The organism is Xanthomonas sp. D-109, assembly GCF_017746095.1.
Classification (GTDB): domain Bacteria; phylum Pseudomonadota; class Gammaproteobacteria; order Xanthomonadales; family Xanthomonadaceae; genus Xanthomonas_A; species Xanthomonas_A sacchari.
Map to the genome: position 1 here is coordinate 43,086 of NZ_JAGHWV010000026.1, position 18,491 is coordinate 61,576.

An 18,491-nucleotide genomic window follows, 5' to 3' on the forward strand; every position below is an offset into this window, starting at 1 on the left:
TGTTTCCTGCCAGCGTGTTGCCGAATCGTGTCATCGCCCCTCATGTGCGGCGATCGTGCGACACGTCGCTTTCGCGCGCGACCGCGGTCACTGTCTCGCGTCGCGGTCCGCGATCGGCGCGCGCCTGCGCTGTCGCGTCAGGCCCGCGCGCGTGTCACTGCGGCGTGCGCGTGCGCTGCAGGGCGAACGCCAGCAACGTCGCTTCCAGGCGCTCGCCGACGCTGCGTGGTGCGTCCAGGCCCATGCGCTGCAGGCAGGCGGCATCCGCGGCAGGACGCGCCAGCACCGCGCTGGTCAGCGTCTTCAGCTTGGCGCCGGTGCTGGCGGTGTGGTGCTGCAGCCAGGCCAGGGCGCGCAGCAGGCGCTGCTCGACCTCGGTGAAATCGCTGCCCAACGGATAGTCGGGCAGGGTGCCGTCGCGGCGGAACGGCGCCAGTGCGTCGCGCACCCGCGCGCCGTGGTTGCGCTGCCAGTGCGCTGGCGCGGCGAAGCCGGTGGCCAGCTTGCCGTTGGCCTTCGCCGTCTCCAGCAATCCGGGCTGCGCCTGCGCATCGGCGATGCCGGCCATTGCCGCGATGCAATCCTCGTCGGTCAGGCCGCGCAGGTCGGCGATGCCGTATTCGTTGACGTAGAGGTCGCGCAGGTGCCGCGGGATGGTGGTATGGCCGTAGTTCCAGCGCACGTTGGACTGCGCCGCGCCGCCGTCGCTGCGCACGGCACGGAACATCAGCACGCTGCGTGCGTCGTCCAGCGCGTGCGCCATGGACACGAAGTTGTACTGGCCGCCGACGCCGGACACCACGCGGCCGTCGTCCAGCGCATCGGACACCGCCGCGCCGAGCGCGGTGGCCATCATGCAGGAGTTGAAGAAGCGCGCCTCGCGCCGCTGCAGCCGGCGCAGCGTCTCGCCGCCATAGAGCTGGTTGATCTCGCTGATGCGGCGCATGCCGATCGCCGCGCGTGCCTGCGGGTCCATGTCGCGCAGCCAGGCGTAGAACTCCGGCGAACCCAGGTAGAACGCGCCCTGCAGGTACTCGCCCTCGCGCTCCAGGCGCTGCAGGTCCTGCGCATCGGCAGTGCCGTCGGCCACGCGCTGCAGCAGCGGCGCGTCGTCGAGCACCTTGCGCCGGATCACCCCGCACTGGACCAGTTGCCGGAAGCCTTCGTTGAGCATCTCGCTGCAGCCGAACAGGCCGACCGCGAACGGCTCCAGGCCGCCGCATTCGCGCACCGCCGGATGCCGCTCCAGTTCCGGATCCAGCGCCGCCAGCACCTGCCGGTAGCGCGCGTTGTCGGTATGCCGCAGCACCAGCGCATGGCACAGCGCATCGGCCAGGGTGCCGATGCCGATCTGCAGGGTGCCGCCGTCGCGCACCAGGGTGCTGGCGTACAGGCCGATGGCGTAATCGGCATCGGCGACCGGCTGCCGCGGCAGCCCGAACAGGCGCGGATACGGTCCCGGCGGCGTCACCACCACGTCGAAGAAGCTCGGCTCCACCGCCGCGCAGCCGCCGATCCACGGCAACTGCGGATCGACTTCGGCCACCAGCAGCGGCCGCGGCAGGCCGCGCCGCTGCACCGCGGCCAGGGTGTCCTGGGTGATGTCGTTGTTGCACGAGAACGACAGCCGGGTGCCGTCGGGTTCGCGCGCCACCTTCTGCACGATCAGGTTCGGCGCGCGCTGCGCCACCGCGTCGGCGGCATGGGTGTAGTTGAGGCTGGTGTAGCTGCGCTGCGCCTGGGTCGAGCGCAGCAACGCGCCGGACTGCATGTAGAACTCTTCGACCTGGATGTGCGCCGGCAGCGCATCGCGCTGCATCGCCTGCACATAGCGCAGGCGCGGGAAGTCCTCGCCGAAGTGGCGCTGCACGAACGGACGCGCGAAACGCCCCTGCATTCCGCCACCGGGCGCCGGCGGATTGAGCGACAGCGCGGTGTAAATCTGCAGCGGCCGCGTCGGATCGTGTTCGATGCGCTCGTACAGCGCGTTGAGCAGGCGATGCGGTTTGCCCAGGCCCAGCGGCGCGCCCACGCGCAGCGGGCCGGCGATGCGCTGCAGGATCAGGTCGGCAGCGGCGTCGAGGTCGTCGAGGTGATCGGTCATCGGCATAGCTTAGAGGGTGCGCCGGCGATTGCGTCGATCGTGGTGCGCGCGCGATGCGGGCGGTGCCGCGGCACACGCGACGGCCGGCGACGACCTCCGGCATGGGGGCATGCCGATCGCTAGGGCATCGGCCGCTGCGCAAAAAAACGCTTGACATGCGTTTTGTTTACGCGCGTAATCAATGAAAATTTACGGACGTAAACGCAATGTCGATCAGCGATGCGGAAGCCGTGGTCATGGAGGTGCTATGGGAGCGGCACCCGCTCGGCGCCGAGGAGGTGTTCGCCGCCTTGTCCGGCCATGGCGGCTGGGCCGAACCCACGGTCAAGACCCTGCTCAACCGCTTGCTCAACAAGGGCGCGATCCGCGCCGACAAACAGGGCCGCCGCTATCTGTACACGCCCTTGCTGCAGCGCGCGCAGTGGGTGCAGCAACAGAGCGAAGGCCTGCTCGACCGCCTGTTCGGCGGCCGTATCGCGCCGCTGGTGGCGCACTTCAGCGAACGCGGCAAGCTCAGCGATGCCGATATCGCCGAACTCAAACGACTGATCCAGGAGCTGGACGATGAGCATTGACGGGATCGTGAGGGACCTCGGGAGTACCGCGCTGGTCGTCAGCGTGGCCATCGCGGCGGTGCTGGCGTTGCGCGTGCCGATGCGGCGCGCGTTCGGTGCCGGCATCGCCTACGCGCTATGGATCGCGGTGCCGTTGGCGCTGCTGGCGGCACTGTTGCCCAGCGGCTGGCGTCCAGCGTTGCCGGCGGGGTTGGTGCTGGACATGCCGACGGTGCTGGTCGGCGTGCCGCAGGCAAAGATGTCGGTGGGCGACGGCGTGCACGCGAGCGGTCATGCCGCGGTCTGGTTGCTGTCATTGTGGCTGGCGGGTGCGCTGGCCTCGGCGGCTGTGCTTTGGCGGCAGCAGCGCCGCTACCGACGCAGCCTGGGTTGCTTGCGGCCAGGGGAGGACGGCGTGCTGGTCGCCGAGCATGCGCTGCATGGGCCGCTGGTGCTGGGTGCGTGGCGGCCGCAGGTGGTGGTGCCGATGGACTTTGCCGCGCGCTATCCCCCACCGCAGGCGCACCTGGTGCTGGCGCACGAACGTATGCACATCGCCCGTGGCGACACCCGCAGCAATCTGCTGCTCGCCGTGCTGCGCTGCGTGTACTGGTTCAATCCGCTGCTGCACTGGGCCGCCACGCGCTTCCGCCTGGATCAGGAACTGGCCTGCGATGCCGCGGTGCTGGTTCGCCATCCCGGCACGCGCCGGCACTACGCCGAAGCGATGCTGCAGACCCAGTTGGACGCGCTGGCCTTGCCGGTGGGCTGCCATTGGCAGGCGGGCAGCGTCCTGTGCCAGCGCATTGCCTTGCTGCGGCGCCCGGCGGTGCGCGGTTGGCGGCGTCGTCTGGGTATCGCCGCGGTGACGCTGGCCGCGTTGAGCGGGAGTGCAATGGCACTGGCGTTGCCAACTGGCACAGATGCCACGGGCGTGGCACGCGATCTGGTCGCGAGCGAGGTGGATGGCACGTCGGCACGACCGGCGCAGCAGGCGTCGGTGGTCGCCGCGCGGACCGGAGCGCGGCCTGCCAAGGTGATCGACATGCCACCCCCGAAATACCCGGATGAAGCGGTGCGTGCGGGCGTCTCCGGCAAGCTGGTCCTGCTGGTCGACGTGGATGCGCACGGGGCGCCGAGCGCCGTGCGCGTGCTGGATCATGGTAGTGGCAGCGCCGTCTTGGATGCTGCCGCGGTCACCGCCGCCTGGAAATGGCGCTTCTCGCCGGCGACTGCGCACGGACGTGCTGTGGCCAGCCGCCTGAAGATTCCGGTTGCGTTCGATGTGGAAATGTACCCCGAGGAGGCGCCGGCTGGCGTCGCCGATGCCGCGAACTACCGCTGGTATCGCCTGGGCGAGGATGCCGTCGGGGAGGTCGAGGGGCTGTGCGACCGCACATTCCCCAGCAAGGGCGGCGCCGCGCCGCTGTGCGGCATGGCGCGGACCGTGCGATGAGTGCGCACTTGCGGGCCGGCATGCTGCTGGTGCTGGTCCTTTCCGGCTGCGCCAGCCACGTGCCGAAAGAGGCGCTGCAACCGACCCAGCGCATCGACTCGGTGGATCAGCGCATGCTGGAAACAGGATTCGGCGCGGCACCGGGGGCGGCGGCAGTGCAGTCGTATCGGATGCAGCCGCAGGAAGTGTTCCGCATGCCGCAACCGCTGCAGGCGCCGACGCCGCAGTTGCCGAGCGAGTCGCCGCGCCGCACGCTGGCCCCGACCACGGTCTGCGTGCGGGTGATCCTGTCCGCACAAGGCACGGTGGAGCGCAGCGCCCTGTTGAACGATCGCCCGGACTGCAGCGCGGGCGCGCAGCCGGAGATGGCCGATCTGCTGCAGGCGGTGCAGGACGCGGTCGTGCAGTGGCGCTTCGTGCCGGCGGCGATCTGTACCTATGCCGATCCGGCGCAGCGGCCGGCGCAGGACGGGCGCTGCGACGATGCGCAGTCGGTGCAGGAGGTGCCGGTGACGCTGGCCTACGCGTTCACCTTCGAGGTCCGACAGGGCAAGGCCAGTGTGCAATCGGGGCGTGTCAGCGGCGCGCGCTGAGCGCCGCGATCGCAGCGTGCGGTCTGCCTCGACCGTTGCCGGGAACTACAGCATCTCCGGCTTGAACAGGCGCCGCCGCGAGATCTCGGTGCCGGACAGCATGAAGCGGCCGTCGCCCCGATAGTGCAGGGTGCGCGGCCGCTTCGGCGAGGCGGCGACGTGCGCCTTGACCACCTCCCATACGAACAGGCCGTGTTTGCCGATCTGGCTGCCGTCGTGCAGGCGGCACTCGAAGCTGGCGTAGCACTCGGCGATCAGCGGCGCCGCCACGTGCGTGGCGGGTACCGCGGTGAGGCCGAAGTGCGCGAACTTGTCCAGGTCCGCGCCGCTGGTATTGCCGATGCCGACCACGGTGTCGACCAAGTCGGCGGTGGGCAGGTTGATCACGCATTGCTTGCTGCGCCGGAGCAGCGCGAAGCTGTGGCTGGCGCTGGAAATGCAGCAGGCCAGCAGCGAGGGCGAGAACTCCAGCACCATGTGCCAGCCCAGGGTCATGATGTCGCGTTGCTGCTTCCACGCCGAACTGACCAGCACCACCGGGCCCGGCTCGAGGAAGCGGCGCACGTCCTGCGTGGGGAAGTCGAGCTTGCGGTAGCGGCGCATGCGGCGTTGTCGGGGACGGAGGACGCCAGTCTCGTCAGCCGCAGTGAACGCGATGTCGGCGTCAGTCCAGCCGATGCACCGCGTCGGCGATGCGCGCCACTTCCTCGGCCTGGTGGCTGACGTAGAGCATCGGCAGGCGCACGTCGTCGCGCACCCGCTGCAGGTAGGGGATAAGGTCGCTGCGGCGGTCCGCGTCCAGCGCCGACAATGGTTCGTCGAACAGCAGCAGCGACGGCTGCGACAGCAGCGCGCGGCCGATCGCCACGCGCTGCGCTTCGCCGCCGGAGAGCGTGTCGGGGCGCCGCTCCAGCAGGGCGCCGATGCCGAGCAGCTCGACCACCGCATCGAGTGCGAAGCGCGCCGGCTGGCCGCGGCCATGGCGGCCGTAGCCGAGGTTGCGGCGCACGTCCATGTGCGGGAACAGGCGCGCGTCCTGGAATACGTAGCCGATGCCGCGGCGATGCGCCGGCAGGTCGATGCGGGCCGCGCTGTCGTACAGCACCCGGCCATCGATGGCGATGCGCCCGCTGCGCGGCGGCAGCACGCCGGCGATGGCATTGAGCAGGCTGGTCTTGCCGGCGCCGGACGGACCGACCAGGGCGACCACGCGCGCCTGTTCCTCGATGCGCACGTGGCGGGCGAAACGGCCGCGCTGCAGCTGCAGGTCGATGCTCAGCATCGGTGCAGGCTCCGAGTGCATGCGCGGCTCATGCATCCGCCTCCGCGCCACGCTGGCGCCGGACCAGCCACTCGGAAGCCAGCAAGGCGCCCAGCGAGATCGCCAGTGCCACCGCCGCCAGCCGCCAGATGCCGGCCTCGGCGCCGGGCACCTGCAGCAGGCTGTAGATCGCCGAGGCCAGGGTCTGGGTCTGTCCGGGGATATTGGAAACGAAGGTGATGGTGGCGCCGAACTCGCCCAGCGCCTTGGCGAAGCCGAGCACGCCGCCGGCGACCACGCCCGGCCATGCCAGCGGCAGGGTGATGGTGAAGAACACCCGCCATGGGCCGGCGCCCAGCGTGGCGGCCGCCGCTTCCAGGCGACGGTCGGTGGACTCCAGGGCCAGGCGGATCGCCCGTACCATCAGCGGGAAGCCCATCACTGCGCTGGCCAGCGCCGCGCCGGTCCAGCGGAACGCGAACTGCACGCCGAGATATTCGAACAGCCAGCCGCCGATCGGGCCCTGCAGGCCGAACAGCTGCAGCAGCGCATAGCCGGTGACGATCGGCGGCATCACCAGCGGCAGGTGCAGCAGCGCGTCCAGCAACGACTTGCCGAAGAAGCGGCGCCGCGCCAGCAGCCAGCCGCAGGCCACCGCGAACGGCAGGCTGGCCAGCGCCGCGACCAGCGCGACCTTGACGCTCAGCGCGATCGCGGTCAGTTCCTGCGCGGTGAAGTCGAACAATGCCAGGCCTCAGCGGGCGAGCGAGAAGCCATGGCGACGGAAGATCGCCTGCGCCGGCGGCGTACCCAGCCAGCGCACGAACTCGGCGGCGCTCTTCGCCTGCGCGCTCGCCCGCAGCGGCGCCACCGGATACACGATCGGCGCGTGGCTGTCGGCGGGGAAGGTCGCCACCACCCGCACCTTGGGCTCGGCCTGGGCGTCGGAGCCGTAGACGATGCCCAGCGGTGTCTCGCCGCGCGCCACCAGCATCAGCGCGCTGCGCACGCTCTCGCTTTCGGCCAGCCGCGGTTGCACGGCGTCCCACTGACCCAGCGCCTGCAGTGCCGTGCGCGCGTACTTGCCGGCCGGCACGCTGGCGGTCTGGCCGACCGCCAGGCGCCCCTGCGCGCCGAGCGCGGCGAGCAGCGCGCCCGGTGTGCGCAGGTCGACCTGCGCCTTGCTGGCGGCCGGCGCCACCAGTACCAGCGTGTTGCCGAGCAGGTCGCGGCGCAGCGCCGGATCGATCAACTTGCGCTGCTGCAGGTAGTCCATCCATTCCTGGTCGGCGGACACGAACACGTCCGCCGGCGCGCCCTGTTCCACCTGCCGGGCCAGCGTGGAGCTGGCGGCGTAGGACACCTGCACGGGGGAGCCGCTGGCGCGCTGGTAGGCGCTGGCGGCCTCGTCCAGCGATTCCTTGAGGCTGGCGGCGGCGAACACGGTCAGCGGCGTCTGCGCCGAGACCGGCGCGATCGCGGTGGCGACGATCAAGGTGCACAGGCACAGCAGGCGGCGCAGCGGTCGGGTCATGGCTCACTCCAGCGGGGGCGGGGAAGGCGATGCGGCAGAGCGCGACCGCAGTCGCGCAGCGCTGCCGCAGACCCGCATCCTAGCGCGCCGGCGGCGCGCTGCCTGCTGACGCCGCCGGCGGCGCCAGGTCGTCGGTGCGGCCGGCCTGGATGTTGGCGCGCACCGACGGCTGCATCAGCCGCGGCTCGGCCAGCGTCGCATCGCGCGCCTGGCGCAAGGCCACGAAGGCCGCTTCGTCGATGCCGTCGCGCACGTGGATGTTGCTGCGGCGCTGTTCGCCGATGCTGGTCTGGCAGGCCACCGCGCGGCCGCCTGCGCCGTAGTCGTGGCACACGAACACGCGCGTCGCCTCCGGCAGCGCGTACAGCCGCTGGATCGAACGGTACAGCGTGGCCGCGTCGCCGCCGGGGAAATCGCAGCGCGCGGTGCCGCTGTCGGGCATGAACAGCGAATCGCCCGGGAACAGCGCATCGCCGATCAGGTAGGCGACGCTGTCGCCGGTGTGGCCGGGCACGGCGATCACCTGCGCCTGCACACTGCCGATCGCGAAACGCTCGCCATCGATGAACAGGTGATCGAAGCCGCAGCGCACCTGTGCATCGGCGTCCAGGCCGAACTGCGGCGCGAAACGGGCACGCACCTCGCGGATGCCGTCGCCGATCGCCAGCGTCGCCTGCGGCCATCGCTGCTTGAACCATTGCGCGGCGGAGACATGATCGGCGTGCGCGTGGGTCTCGAGGATCCAGCGCAGGTGCAGTCCGCGCGCGTCCAGGCACGCGGCCAGCGCCTGCGCCGGCGCGTCGTCCAGTGCGCCGGTCTCCGGGTCGTAGCCCACCACCGGGTCGATCACCGCGGCGTCGTGGCCATCCTCGACCACGTAGCTCCAGGTGCCGGAACCGGCATGGTGGAAGGCGTGGACGTGCGGATGCGGGCTCATCGATCGCTCCTGGTGGCGGCAGGTGGCGCGGCGCTGCAGTAGATGCCGTGCAACACCTCGAGGATGCGCTGCACCGGGCCGGGCACCAGCGAATAATAGATGGTCTGGCCGTCGCGTCGGGTCTGCACCAGTCCATCCTCGCGCAGCAGCGCCAGGTGTTGCGACAGCGCCGACTGGCTCAGTTCCACGCGCGCGTTGAGCTCGCCGACCGATTGCTCGTGGTCCACCAGCAGGCACAGCAGCAGCAGCCGCTTCTCGTTGCCGAGCGCCTTCAGCAGGCGCGCCGCCTCGCTGGCGTGCGCGCGCATCGCGGCTGGATCCAGGGCGGTTGCGGCGCGGCGCGGCATGGGCTCAGAAATCGACCGGGCCACCGGCCGCGGTCCAGCCCAGGAAGCCGCCGGTCAGCGAGCGCACCGCGGTGTAGCCAAGGTGCTGCAGGCTCAGCGCCGCCAGAGTGGAGCGGCCGCCGCTGGCGCAGTACAGCAGGATCGGCTGGTCGCGTCGGGCCAGCGCCGGATCGGCGTCGAGGCGGAATTCGAGGATGCCGCGCGGGATGTTGATGGCGTTGGGCAGGTGGCCCATGGCGAACTCGCCGGGTTCGCGCACGTCGATGATCCATTCGCCGGGCAGGGGCGTGGCGGCGGCATCGGTGTGGACGGGGGTTTCGTGGATCTGCGCGCGTGCGCGGTCGACCAGGGCTTGGGCGGAGGAGGCGGGCATTGGGGGTGCTCGGCGGGAAAGTACGCCCATCATATCAGTTGACTCTAATATAAGAAAATTCTAATTTATCTCGCGGCCAGCTTCGTGCGGCCCGCGCCCGGCTTGCCGCGGCGGAGTGCCCACCGACGGCGCGGATGCGCCCTTTCTTCTGGAGTTCGATCATGCGTGTGCTTCGTTGGCCGGTCCGAGGTGTCTGTAGCGCCGGACGGCTGCGCGGGAGGCTTGCGCCTGCCGCTGCACCGGTCCGCGGCAGCGGTCGTGCGCCCCTGGCGGGCGCGCTCGCGGCGCTGGCGATGCTGGCGCTCGCCGGCTGTCGCCATGACGCCGCCACGGTCGCGCCACCGCCGTTGCCGGCGCTGGCGACCGCGCCGGTGGAGCCCGCGGCCATGGTGTCGCGCTCCTGGGACGGCGTCGTGACCGCGGTGGCGTACGCCGATCTGAGCGCGCAGACCGGCGGGCGCGTGCGCAGCGTCGCGGTGGACGTGGGCGACCGGGTCGCCGCCGGCCAGGTGCTGCTGCAGCTCAGCGCAGTGGAACAGCGCGCCGGCGTGGCCAGTGCGCAGGCGCAAGTGCGTGCCGCGACGGCCAGCGCCGACGAGGCCGAGGCCAGCTATCGCCGCTATGCGTCCCTGGCCGGGGCGCAATACGTGTCGCGCGCGCAGCTGGATCAGGCCCGCGCCACCCGCGATGCGGCGAACGCCGCACGCGCTGCCGCCGTCGCGCAACTGGCGCAGGCGCAGCAGCCGGCCGAGTACACCGTGGTGCGCGCGCCGTTCGCGGGCGTCATCAGCGCGCGCCAGGTGCAGCCGGGCGAGGCGGTGGCGGCCGGACAGGCCTTGCTGTCGCTGTACGTGCCCGGCGCGCAGCGCATCGAGGTGCAGGTGCCGCAGTCCGATGCCGACGCCATCCGCGCCGCGCCGCGCGCGCAGGTGAGGCTGGACGATGGGCGCAGCCTGCAGATTCCGCAGGTGACGGTGTTCCCCACCGCCGATCCGCGCAGCCACAGCGTGACGGTGCGGGTACCGTTGCCGGCGCTGCAGCCGGCTCCGGCGCCCGGCACCACGGCCAAGGTCGGTTTTCCGCTGGCTGCCGGCGATGCCGCGGAGGCGGCGCCGTTGCGCATTCCGCTGTCGGCGCTGCTGCAACGGGGCGAACTCAGCGCGGCCTATGTGCTGGCCGACGGTCGGCTCAGCCTGCGGCAGCTGCGGATCGGGCAGCGCGATGCGCAACGCGTGGAAGTGCTGGCCGGGCTGCGCGCGGGCGAGCGGGTGGCGCGCGATCCGGTCGCTGCCGGACAGGCGCTGGCTGCGCAGCGGCGCGCGCTGGCGGCGCGCTGACATGGCCGCCGGTTTCGGGATGTCCGGCCGCCTGGCGGCGTTCTTCCAGGCCAATCCGTTGACGCCGGTACTGGCCCTGCTCGGCCTGCTGCTCGGCCTGGCGGCGGTGGCGATCACCCCGCGCGAGGAAGAGCCGCAGATCGACGTGACCATGGCCAACGTGTTCGTGTCGCTGCCGGGCGCCGACGCGCGCGAGGTCGAACAGCTGCTGAGCACGCCGCTGGAACAGAAGCTCGACGAGATCGAGGGCATCAAGCACGTGTACTCGGTGAGCCGCCCCGGGCAGGCGGTGTTGACCGTCGAATTCCAGGTCGGGGTGCCGCGGCAGACCGCGCTGGTGCGCCTGTACAACCAGGTGTATTCCAATCTGGACGTGCTGCCCACGCAGATGGGCGCCAGCGCGCCGCTGGTCAAGCCCAAGGGCATCGACGACGTGCCGGTGATGAGCGTGACCCTGTGGAGCGACGATCCGCAGCGCAGCGCCGCCGACCTGGGTGCGATCGCGCGCACCCTGGAGACCGAACTCAAGCGCCTGCCGGGCACGCGCGACATCTACAGCATCGGCGCGCCGCCGCGGGTGGTCACGGTGACGCTGGATCCGGCGCGGCTGGCCGCCTACGACCTCACCGTGGCCGACCTCGGCCAGGCGCTGCAGGGGGCGAACGTGGTGCGCCCGCTCGGCGACCGCATCGGCGGCGGCCGTGCGGTGCCGCTCAGTGCCGGGCGGTTCCTGGCCGATGCCGACGCCGTGCGCGCGCTGGTGATCGGCGTGCACGACGGCCGGCCGCTGCAGTTGCGCGATGTGGCACGGATCCAGGCCGGCGCCGACCTGCCCACGGCCTACGTGTGGTACGGCACGCCGCCCACGCGCGGCGGCCCGGCGCAGGGGCGCGCACCGGCGGTGACCCTGGCCATCGCCAAGAAGCCGGGCAGCGACGCCTCGGCGCTCACCCGCGCGGTGAGCGCGCGCCTGCAGGCCTTGCGCGGCGAACTGCTGCCGCAGGGCGTGCATGCCGAGGTCACCCGCGACTACGGCGCCAGCGCGGCGGCCAAGGCCGCCAAGCTGATCCACAAGCTGGTGTTCGCCACCGCCTCGGTGGTGCTGCTGGTGCTGTTCGCGCTGGGCTGGCGCGAAGCCATCGTGGTCGGCAGCGCGGTGGTGCTGACCCTGGCGCTGACGCTGTTCGCCTCGTGGGCGATGGGCTTCACCCTCAATCGCGTGTCGCTGTTCGCGCTGATCTTCTCCATCGGCATCCTGGTCGACGATGCCATCGTGGTGGTGGAGAACATCCACCGCCATCTGCGCGCCGGCGGCAAGACCTTGCGCGAGGCGATCCCGCCGGCGGTGGACGAGGTCGGCGGCCCGACCATCCTCGCCACCTTCACCGTGATCGCGGCGCTGATGCCGATGGCCTTCGTCAGCGGCCTGATGGGGCCGTACATGCGGCCGATCCCGATCAACGCTTCGGTCGGCATGCTGCTGTCGCTGGCGATCGCGCTGGTGGTGACGCCGTGGCTGGCGCTGAAGCTGCTGAAGCGGCACGTGCCGGCACGCGCCGCGCAGGCAGCGGCGGGGAGCGACGCGCCGCCGCGCTTGCAGCGCCTGTTCGGGCGCTTGCTGCACCCGTTCCTGGATCCGGTCCGCGGCGCGCGCCGGCGCGGCTGGCTGTTCGCCGGCATCGCGGCACTGCTGCTGGCCGCGGTGGGCCTGGTCGGGCTGCAGTGGGTGGTGCTGAAGATGCTGCCGTTCGACGACAAGTCCGAGCTGCAGATCGTGGTCGACCTGCCCGAAGGCAGCACCCTGCAGGACACCGATGCGTTGCTGGTGGACCTGGCCGGGGTGCTCGACCGCACGCCCGAGGTGCACGACTACCAGGGCTATGCCGGTACCTCGGCGCCGGTCAACTTCAATGGCCTGGTGCGGCAGTACTTCCTGCGCAGCGGCAACAACGTCGGCGACCTGCAGGTGAACCTGATCGACAAACACCAGCGCACGCGCCACAGCCATGCCATCGCCCGTGCGCTGCGTCCGCCGCTGGCGGCGATCGCACGCCGGCATGGCGCGTCGCTGAAGGTGGTGGAGGTGCCGCCGGGGCCGCCGGTGCTGTCACCGTTGGTGGCCGAGGTGTACGGGCCGGACTATCCGCGCAGCCGCCAGCTGGCCCTGGCGCTGGAGCGACGCTTCCTGCGCACGCCGAACGTGGTCGATATCGACACCAGCGTGGAGAGTGCGGCCAGCCGCGAAACGCTGGTGGTCGACCGCGTGCGCGCCGCGCGCCTGGGCGTGAGCCAGGCGGCCATCGCCGATGCCCTGGCCACGGCGGTGCAGGGTCTGGACGTCACCTGGCTGCACGATGGCACGTCCAAGGTGGCACAGCCGGTGCGGCTGCGCCTGCCGGGCGCCGCGCAGGCCGCCAGCGCACGCCTGCTGGCGCTGCGCGTGCGCGGTGGCGATGGGCAACTGGTGCCGCTGTCGGAACTGGTCACGGTGCAGCGCCTGCCCTGGGACGACAGCATCGCGCACAAGGAGCTGCGGCCGGTGGTGTACGTCACCGGCGACGAAGCCGGGCGCCTGGACAGCCCGCTGTACGGCATGTTCGACCTGGTCGGGCAACTGCGCCGGCACCCGCTGGATGGGCAGACGCTGCAGCAGCATTTCATCGCACCGCCGACCGACACCGCCGACTTCGCGGTGAAATGGGACGGCGAATGGCAGATCACCTACGAGACCTTCCGCGACATGGGCATCGCCTACGCGGTGGGCCTGTTGCTGATCTATCTGCTGGTGGTGGCGCAGTTCCGCAGCTATCTGCTGCCGCTGGTGATCATGGCGCCGATTCCGCTGACGGTGATCGGGGTGATGCCGGGTCATGCCCTGCTCGGCGCGCAGTTCACCGCGACCAGCATGATCGGCATGATCGCCCTGGCCGGCATCATCGTGCGCAATTCGATCCTGCTGGTGGACTTCATCCGTCATGCCCTGGCGCAGGGACGCAGCGCCGAACAGGCGGTGATCGAGGCCTGTGCGGTGCGCGCACCGCCGATCGTGCTGACCGGCCTGGCGGCGATGCTGGGTGCGCTGTTCATCCTCGACGATCCGATCTTCAACGGCCTGGCGGTGGCGCTGCTGTTCGGCATCCTGGTCAGCACGGCACTGACCCTGCTGGTCATCCCGTTGCTGTACTACCCGCTGGCACGGCGCGAAGCGGCGGCGTGAGCGCAAGGCTGCGTCCACACGCCGTTACCGGTGCCGGCGTAGAGTCGAAATCCCTTTCTGCGAAGTGGAGTTTCCACGATGCCCATCGGCGATCCGATCCGCGTCACCCTGGAGCAGGACACGGACTTCGCGTTCCGCATTCGCTTCGACGAAACCGCGCTGGAGCCCTGGCTGAGCGACGAAACCGCGCCGCTGGGCCAGGAGCGCGGCCCCAATCCCACGCGCATCCTGCTCGCCGGCATTGCCAATTGCCTGGCGGCCAGCCTGCTGTTCGCGATGCGCAAGTACAAGAACGATCCTGCCGGGGTGGTCGCGCACATCACCGCCACGCCGATGCGCAATCCGGAAGGGTTCTGGCGCATTCCGCAGGCCTCGGTGGAACTGCAGCTGCCCGGCGCCAACCAGGACTATGCGCAGATGGAACGGATCCTGGCGCAGTTCGAGCAGTTCTGCGTGGTCACCCAGAGCGTGCGCCAGGGCATCGACGTGCAGGTGACGGTCAAGGATGCGCAAGGCACGGTGTTGCTCGGCGACAAGAGCATCGAGGCCGGCGCATGACCACGCTGCTGCATGTCGCCTGCCCACACTGCGCCGCGCTCAACCGGGTGCCGGAGGCGAAACTGGCGGATGCGCCGCAATGCGGACGCTGCCATCGCGGCCTGTTCGACGCCACACCGGTCACGCTGACCGCCGAGACGTTTGCCGCGCACGCCGAGCGCAGCGAGCTGCCGTTGCTGGTGGACGTGTGGGCGCCGTGGTGCGGCCCGTGCCGGACCATGGCCCCGCACTTCGCCGCCGCGGCCGCGCAGCTCGAGCCGCGGCTGCGCCTGGGCAAGCTGGACAGCGACGCGCAGCCGGCGTTGGCCGGGCGCTTCGGCATCCGCAGCATCCCGACGCTGCTCCTGCTGCGCCAGGGCCGCGAAATCGCCCGCCACAGCGGCGCCATCGGCACTGCCGAGATCGTGCGCTGGACGCGGGCACAGCTGAATTCTGCGTAACGCTCTCGTAGGAGCGGCTTCAGCCGCGATGGCTTGCCCAGGAAAGCCCATCGCGGCCCAAGCCGCTCCTGCACGGTGCGCCGCGCTTACTTGCCCAGCGCCGCGTTCAAGGTTGCCGCCAGGTCGGCACCGGCCTGGCGCAACTGCGCTTCGGCGACCGGGCGCCAGGTCGTCACGTAATCGGCCGGCAGCGTGGCGCCGGGCGGATAGAAACCCGGACGCATCATGATCCTGCAGGAGGCCTCGGCCCACGCCGCGGCCGGCGGCGGCAGCGCGCTGCCCGCCGGCGAGGGCGTCGGCAACGGCTGCTTTTCCAACTCGGCCAGGTAGGCCTGTTCGTCCAGCCCGCGGCTGCGCAGCAGGCCGCTGTCCCACAGCGAATGCAGATTGCTGCCCTTGCCCTCGAACTGGATCTGCACGGTGTTGGCGCCCTTGTCGCGGGCGTAGCCGGCATGCAGCGGCTGCTGCACGTCGCCGGCGAAATGCACGACGAACTTCAGCGCCTGCGCACGCGCGGCCTGCGGCTGGCTGCGGTCGGCGAGGATCGCGGCCTGGCGGCGCAGCGCCTCGACCGCGCAGTTGCCGTCCGGACAGTCGCGGGTCTGCTCGTAGTGGCAGTCGTTCTCGGCCAGGTTGACGTAATGCCAGCGCGCGCTGCGCTTGCCCAGGTCGGGATCGTGTTCGCGGAGCTGGTCCGCCCAGTTGGCCACACCGGCCAGGGTCGGGTCGGGTTCGCCCTGCAGCAGGGTGCGGACCTGCGCGCGGGCTTGCGGGGTGAGCTGGGTGTCGGCGAGATCGGCGACCAGGCGGTGGCCCAGCGGGCCCCAGGCGAAGGCGGCGGACGGCGCGGCGGCGAGGGCCGCGGCGAGCGCGGTGCAAACGAAGGGAGAGATTTTCATGCGCCGATTCTAGCCGGCGCCGACGACGCGGCCATGACGCGCGTCAGGTCTGTTGCGTTGCCGCTCAGCACGGCGGACGCCGGTGCCAGACGGCGTCGCCGACCGCGCCGCGCCGCGTCCGAGGACACGACCCGGCAGCAGGCTCAGAAATACATCAGGTACGCGACGCCGTAGGTGACCGGATCGAGCTTGGCCTTGCCGAGCGTGCTGCCGTCCACCTCCACGTCGCTGCGCATGCCTGTCCAGCGCGCATCCAAGCGGATCGCGCTGCGTTCGCCGACCGCGAAATCCACGCCGGCATGCAGCGCCGGACCAATGGTGTCCTTGAACTTCACGTCGTTGGACGAAAACGCGCCCTTGCCGTCGCTGCCGAGGAAGGCGGTGTAGTTGAGGCCGGCGCCGACGAACGGGGAGATGTCGCCGTTGCCGTTGAAGTGATACTGCAGCGAGATGGTGGGCGAGAGCATCCAGGCGCTGCCGATATCGCCGCCGCGGTCCACGCCGATCTTCTGCTGGCCGACCAGGCCCTGGATCTCCATGCCCAGGTTGCCGCGGAAGAAGTATTCGTAGGTGAACGACACGGCCGGCGCGACGTCGGCGTCGAAGCGCTGATCGCTGCCGCGCAGCGTGCCGTTGGACGACCCCGGCACCATGCCGTGCAGGCCGTAGCTGGTGGTGAAGTGGCCGGCCGACTGCGCCGCGGCGGGCAGGGCGATGCTGGCGATGGCGGCGACGGCGAGGCGACGGAACAGGCGTGGCGGCATGGGAGACCCCGGTAGACGACGAGTGGGCGGATGCGAACCCCGTGTCGGCCCAGCGGGCGCCGATCCACATCCGTGTGGCGCGTAGTCTGCCAGAGAAGCGCCGCGGACGCGCTGCGCACCGGGGCTACCGTTGGCACGGCATGCGCGTCGGCCTGGGCCGCCGCGCGGATGGCGCCGCTGCGACGCGCGGCGCCGATCGTGTGGCCGCCGGCGCCGCAGGTCGCAGTGGCGCCGGCGCCCGTCTCAGAACTTCATCACGTAGGCCAGGCCGTACACCAGCGGATCGATGTGCGCGGTGCCCAGGTCGCTGCCGTTGACCTTGACCTTGCTGTCGATATCGATCCAGCGCATGTCCACGCGCAGCGCCGACCTCTCGGTGAGTGCGAAATCCACGCCGGCGTGCGCGGCCAGGCCCCAGGAGTCGTCCAGCTTGAGCTTGCTGCCAGCCAGCGCGCCGGTGGTCTTCTCGCTGAAGAAGGTGGTGTAGTTGATACCGGCGCCGACGAACGGCGAGACCTTGCCGGCGCTGTTGAAGTGGTATTGCAACGACACCACCGGCGGCAGGTGCTTGGTGCTGCCGACCTTGCCCACGCCCTTGACGCTGATGTCGTGCTCGAACGGCAGCGCCGCCAGCACTTCCACGCCCAGGTCCTGATGCACGAAGTACTCGAAGGTCACCGTCGGGCGGATGTTGCTGTCGATGCGCAGCGGCAGGGTGCCGCCGGCCAGCGTGCCGTTGTCGGACTTCGGATCGACCTGGTGGGCGCCGATGCCGACGGTCCAGTCGCCTTGCGACTGCGCCAGCGCCGGCAGGGCGCACAGGGTCAGGGCGGCGGCCAGGCCGGTGAGCAGGAGGGGGGAGGTGGTGCGCATGGTGGAGTCTCCGTTGGGTGTGGGCGCAGTGTCCGGCGCGCCGCCCCATGCCGCCTTGATCCTGATCAAACCGGCGTGTCCGGCGTGGCGCGGCCGGCCTGCTAGAATGCGCATCCCCTTCCATCCGCCGCGCCAGGCGCGGCCGCAGGAGCTACTGAAATGGCAATCAAGGTCGGCATCAACGGTTTCGGTCGCATCGGGCGCAACGTGCTGCGCTCGGCGGTGCAGAATTTCGGCAGCGACATCGAGATCGTCGCCATCAACGACCTGCTGGAGCCGGACTATCTGGCCTACATGCTGCAGTACGACTCCGTGCACGGCCGCTTCCAGGCGGAGGTGTCGGTCGACGGCAATCATCTGCTGGTCAACGGCAAGAAGATCCGCTTGACCCAGGAACGCGATCCGGCGGCGCTGAAGTGGGGCGAGGTCGGCGTGGACGTGGTGATCGAGTCCACCGGCCTGTTCCTGACCAAGGAAACCGCGCAGAAGCACCTGGACGCCGGCGCCAAGAAGGTGATCCTGTCGGCGCCGTCGAAGGACGACACGCCGATGTTCGTGTACGGCGTCAACGACAGCACCTACGCCGGCCAGGCCATCGTCTCCAACGCCAGCTGCACCACCAACTGCCTGGCGCCGCTAGCCAAGGTGATCAACGACAAGTGGGGCATCAAGCGCGGCCTGATGACCACCGTGCACGCGGCCACCGCCACGCAGAAGACCGTGGACGGCCCGAGCAACAAGGATTGGCGCGGCGGCCGCGGCATCCTGGAGAACATCATTCCGTCCAGCACCGGCGCGGCCAAGGCGGTCGGCGTGGTGATCCCGGAGTTGAACAAGAAGCTCACCGGCATGAGCTTCCGCGTGCCGACCTCGGACGTGTCGGTGGTCGACCTGACCGTGGAACTGGAGAAGCCGGCCACCTACGCCGAGATCTGTGCCGAGGTGAAGGCGCAGAGCGAAGGCGCGCTGAAGGGCATCCTCGGCTACACCGAGGACAAGGTGGTCGCCACCGATTTCCGCGGCGACGCGCGCACCTCCATCTTCGACGCCGATGCCGGCATCGCCCTGGACGGCACCTTCGTCAAGCTGGTGTCCTGGTACGACAACGAGTGGGGCTACTCCAACAAGTGCCTGGAGATGGTCAAGGTGGTGGCGAAGTAAGCCGCCGCGCGTCGTCCGCCGGTGGCGGGCGACGCGGCCTCGTGCGGCAGCGACCGCCGCAGCCCGCCGCCGTCGGCAAGCTG

The 18,491-nt window shown here is 70.7% G+C and carries 19 protein-coding genes; 8 read left to right on the plus strand and 11 right to left on the minus strand.

The genetic code is table 11. The features are described from left to right. Positions 1–154: 154 nt before the first annotated feature. Positions 155–2,110, minus strand: coding sequence for an acetyl-CoA hydrolase/transferase C-terminal domain-containing protein (locus tag J7357_RS18860; protein WP_209248836.1), 1,956 nt, complete (start codon positions 2,108–2,110; stop codon positions 155–157). 200 nt (positions 2,111–2,310) lie between these two features. Between J7357_RS18860 and J7357_RS18865 the strand changes: the two genes are divergently transcribed. Genes J7357_RS18865 through J7357_RS18875 form a run of 3 tightly spaced genes read left to right on the plus strand, consistent with a single transcriptional unit; the run spans position 2,311 to position 4,707 of the window. Then, the gene (locus J7357_RS18865; protein WP_209248838.1) at positions 2,311–2,679 is read left to right on the plus strand and encodes a BlaI/MecI/CopY family transcriptional regulator; all 369 of its coding nucleotides are present in this window, start codon (positions 2,311–2,313) and stop codon (positions 2,677–2,679) included. Further along, positions 2,669–4,114 carry a TonB family protein gene (locus tag J7357_RS18870; protein ID WP_209248840.1) on the plus strand — a complete coding sequence of 482 codons (1,446 nt, stop codon included), beginning with the start codon at positions 2,669–2,671 and terminating at the stop codon, positions 4,112–4,114. The genes J7357_RS18865 and J7357_RS18870 overlap by 11 nt, the downstream gene beginning before the upstream one ends. Further along, complete coding sequence (locus J7357_RS18875) at positions 4,111–4,707, plus strand: hypothetical protein (RefSeq protein WP_209248842.1); 597 nt, start codon at positions 4,111–4,113, stop codon at positions 4,705–4,707. Before J7357_RS18870 ends, J7357_RS18875 begins: the two co-directional genes overlap by 4 nt. 45 nt (positions 4,708–4,752) lie before the next feature. Here J7357_RS18875 and J7357_RS18880 read toward each other — a convergent pair whose 3' ends face one another. The 7 genes from J7357_RS18880 to J7357_RS18910 form a co-directional block, all read right to left on the minus strand. After that, the gene (locus J7357_RS18880) at positions 4,753–5,310 is read right to left on the minus strand and encodes a flavin reductase family protein (protein WP_209248844.1); all 558 of its coding nucleotides are present in this window, start codon (positions 5,308–5,310) and stop codon (positions 4,753–4,755) included. 61 nt (positions 5,311–5,371) lie between these two features. After that, positions 5,372–5,989 (minus strand): ATP-binding cassette domain-containing protein, encoded by a 618-nt coding sequence (locus J7357_RS18885; protein WP_209249035.1) that lies wholly within the window; start codon positions 5,987–5,989, stop codon positions 5,372–5,374. Positions 5,990–6,017: 28 nt separating this feature from the next. Next, a complete protein-coding gene (gene modB, locus J7357_RS18890) occupies positions 6,018–6,713 on the minus strand; it encodes a molybdate ABC transporter permease subunit (protein WP_209248846.1) in 696 nt (231 codons plus the stop codon). A gap of 9 nt (positions 6,714–6,722) precedes the next feature. Beyond that, positions 6,723–7,502: a molybdate ABC transporter substrate-binding protein gene (modA, locus tag J7357_RS18895; protein WP_209248848.1), complete on the minus strand. Its 780-nt coding sequence runs from the start codon at positions 7,500–7,502 to the stop codon at positions 6,723–6,725. A 79-nt stretch (positions 7,503–7,581) separates the two neighbouring features. Next, entirely contained in the window at positions 7,582–8,439 is an 858-nt protein-coding gene (locus J7357_RS18900) for an MBL fold metallo-hydrolase (RefSeq protein WP_209248850.1), read from the minus strand. Further along, positions 8,436–8,786, minus strand: coding sequence for a metalloregulator ArsR/SmtB family transcription factor (locus tag J7357_RS18905; protein ID WP_160957240.1), 351 nt, complete (start codon positions 8,784–8,786; stop codon positions 8,436–8,438). The genes J7357_RS18900 and J7357_RS18905 overlap by 4 nt, the downstream gene beginning before the upstream one ends. A 4-nt stretch (positions 8,787–8,790) precedes the next feature. Next, positions 8,791–9,159: a rhodanese-like domain-containing protein gene (locus J7357_RS18910; RefSeq protein ID WP_019800082.1), complete on the minus strand. Its 369-nt coding sequence runs from the start codon at positions 9,157–9,159 to the stop codon at positions 8,791–8,793. Between the two features lie 293 nt (positions 9,160–9,452). On the opposite strand from J7357_RS18910, the gene J7357_RS18915 reads away from it, so the two are divergent. The 4 genes from J7357_RS18915 (at position 9,453) to trxC (ending at position 14,711) form a co-directional block, all read left to right on the plus strand. Further along, positions 9,453–10,496 carry an efflux RND transporter periplasmic adaptor subunit gene (locus J7357_RS18915; protein WP_209248852.1) on the plus strand — a complete coding sequence of 348 codons (1,044 nt, stop codon included), beginning with the start codon at positions 9,453–9,455 and terminating at the stop codon, positions 10,494–10,496. A 19-nt stretch (positions 10,497–10,515) separates the two neighbouring features. Continuing rightward, positions 10,516–13,713: an efflux RND transporter permease subunit gene (locus J7357_RS18920; protein WP_244667660.1), complete on the plus strand. Its 3,198-nt coding sequence runs from the start codon at positions 10,516–10,518 to the stop codon at positions 13,711–13,713. A gap of 78 nt (positions 13,714–13,791) precedes the next feature. Then, a complete protein-coding gene (locus tag J7357_RS18925) occupies positions 13,792–14,271 on the plus strand; it encodes an OsmC family protein (protein WP_209248856.1) in 480 nt (159 codons plus the stop codon). Next, on the plus strand, positions 14,268–14,711 hold the full coding sequence (trxC, locus tag J7357_RS18930) for a thioredoxin TrxC (protein WP_209248858.1): 444 nt from the start codon (positions 14,268–14,270) through the stop codon (positions 14,709–14,711). The genes J7357_RS18925 and trxC overlap by 4 nt, the downstream gene beginning before the upstream one ends. Before the next feature lie 86 nt (positions 14,712–14,797). Here trxC and J7357_RS18935 read toward each other — a convergent pair whose 3' ends face one another. The 3 genes from J7357_RS18935 to J7357_RS18945 all read right to left on the minus strand — a co-directional run bounded on the left by J7357_RS18935 (position 14,798) and on the right by J7357_RS18945 (position 17,247). Further along, positions 14,798–15,610, minus strand: coding sequence for a S1/P1 nuclease (locus tag J7357_RS18935; protein WP_209248860.1), 813 nt, complete (start codon positions 15,608–15,610; stop codon positions 14,798–14,800). 143 nt (positions 15,611–15,753) lie between these two features. Further along, complete coding sequence (locus J7357_RS18940; protein WP_209248862.1) at positions 15,754–16,374, minus strand: OmpW family outer membrane protein; 621 nt, start codon at positions 16,372–16,374, stop codon at positions 15,754–15,756. A 243-nt stretch (positions 16,375–16,617) separates the two neighbouring features. Further along, positions 16,618–17,247 (minus strand): OmpW family outer membrane protein, encoded by a 630-nt coding sequence (locus J7357_RS18945; protein WP_209248864.1) that lies wholly within the window; start codon positions 17,245–17,247, stop codon positions 16,618–16,620. A gap of 159 nt (positions 17,248–17,406) precedes the next feature. Here J7357_RS18945 and gap point away from each other — a divergent pair, with 159 nt between their 5' ends. Next, on the plus strand, positions 17,407–18,408 hold the full coding sequence (gene gap / locus J7357_RS18950) for a type I glyceraldehyde-3-phosphate dehydrogenase (RefSeq protein ID WP_017911669.1): 1,002 nt from the start codon (positions 17,407–17,409) through the stop codon (positions 18,406–18,408). Positions 18,409–18,491 lie beyond the last annotated feature (83 nt).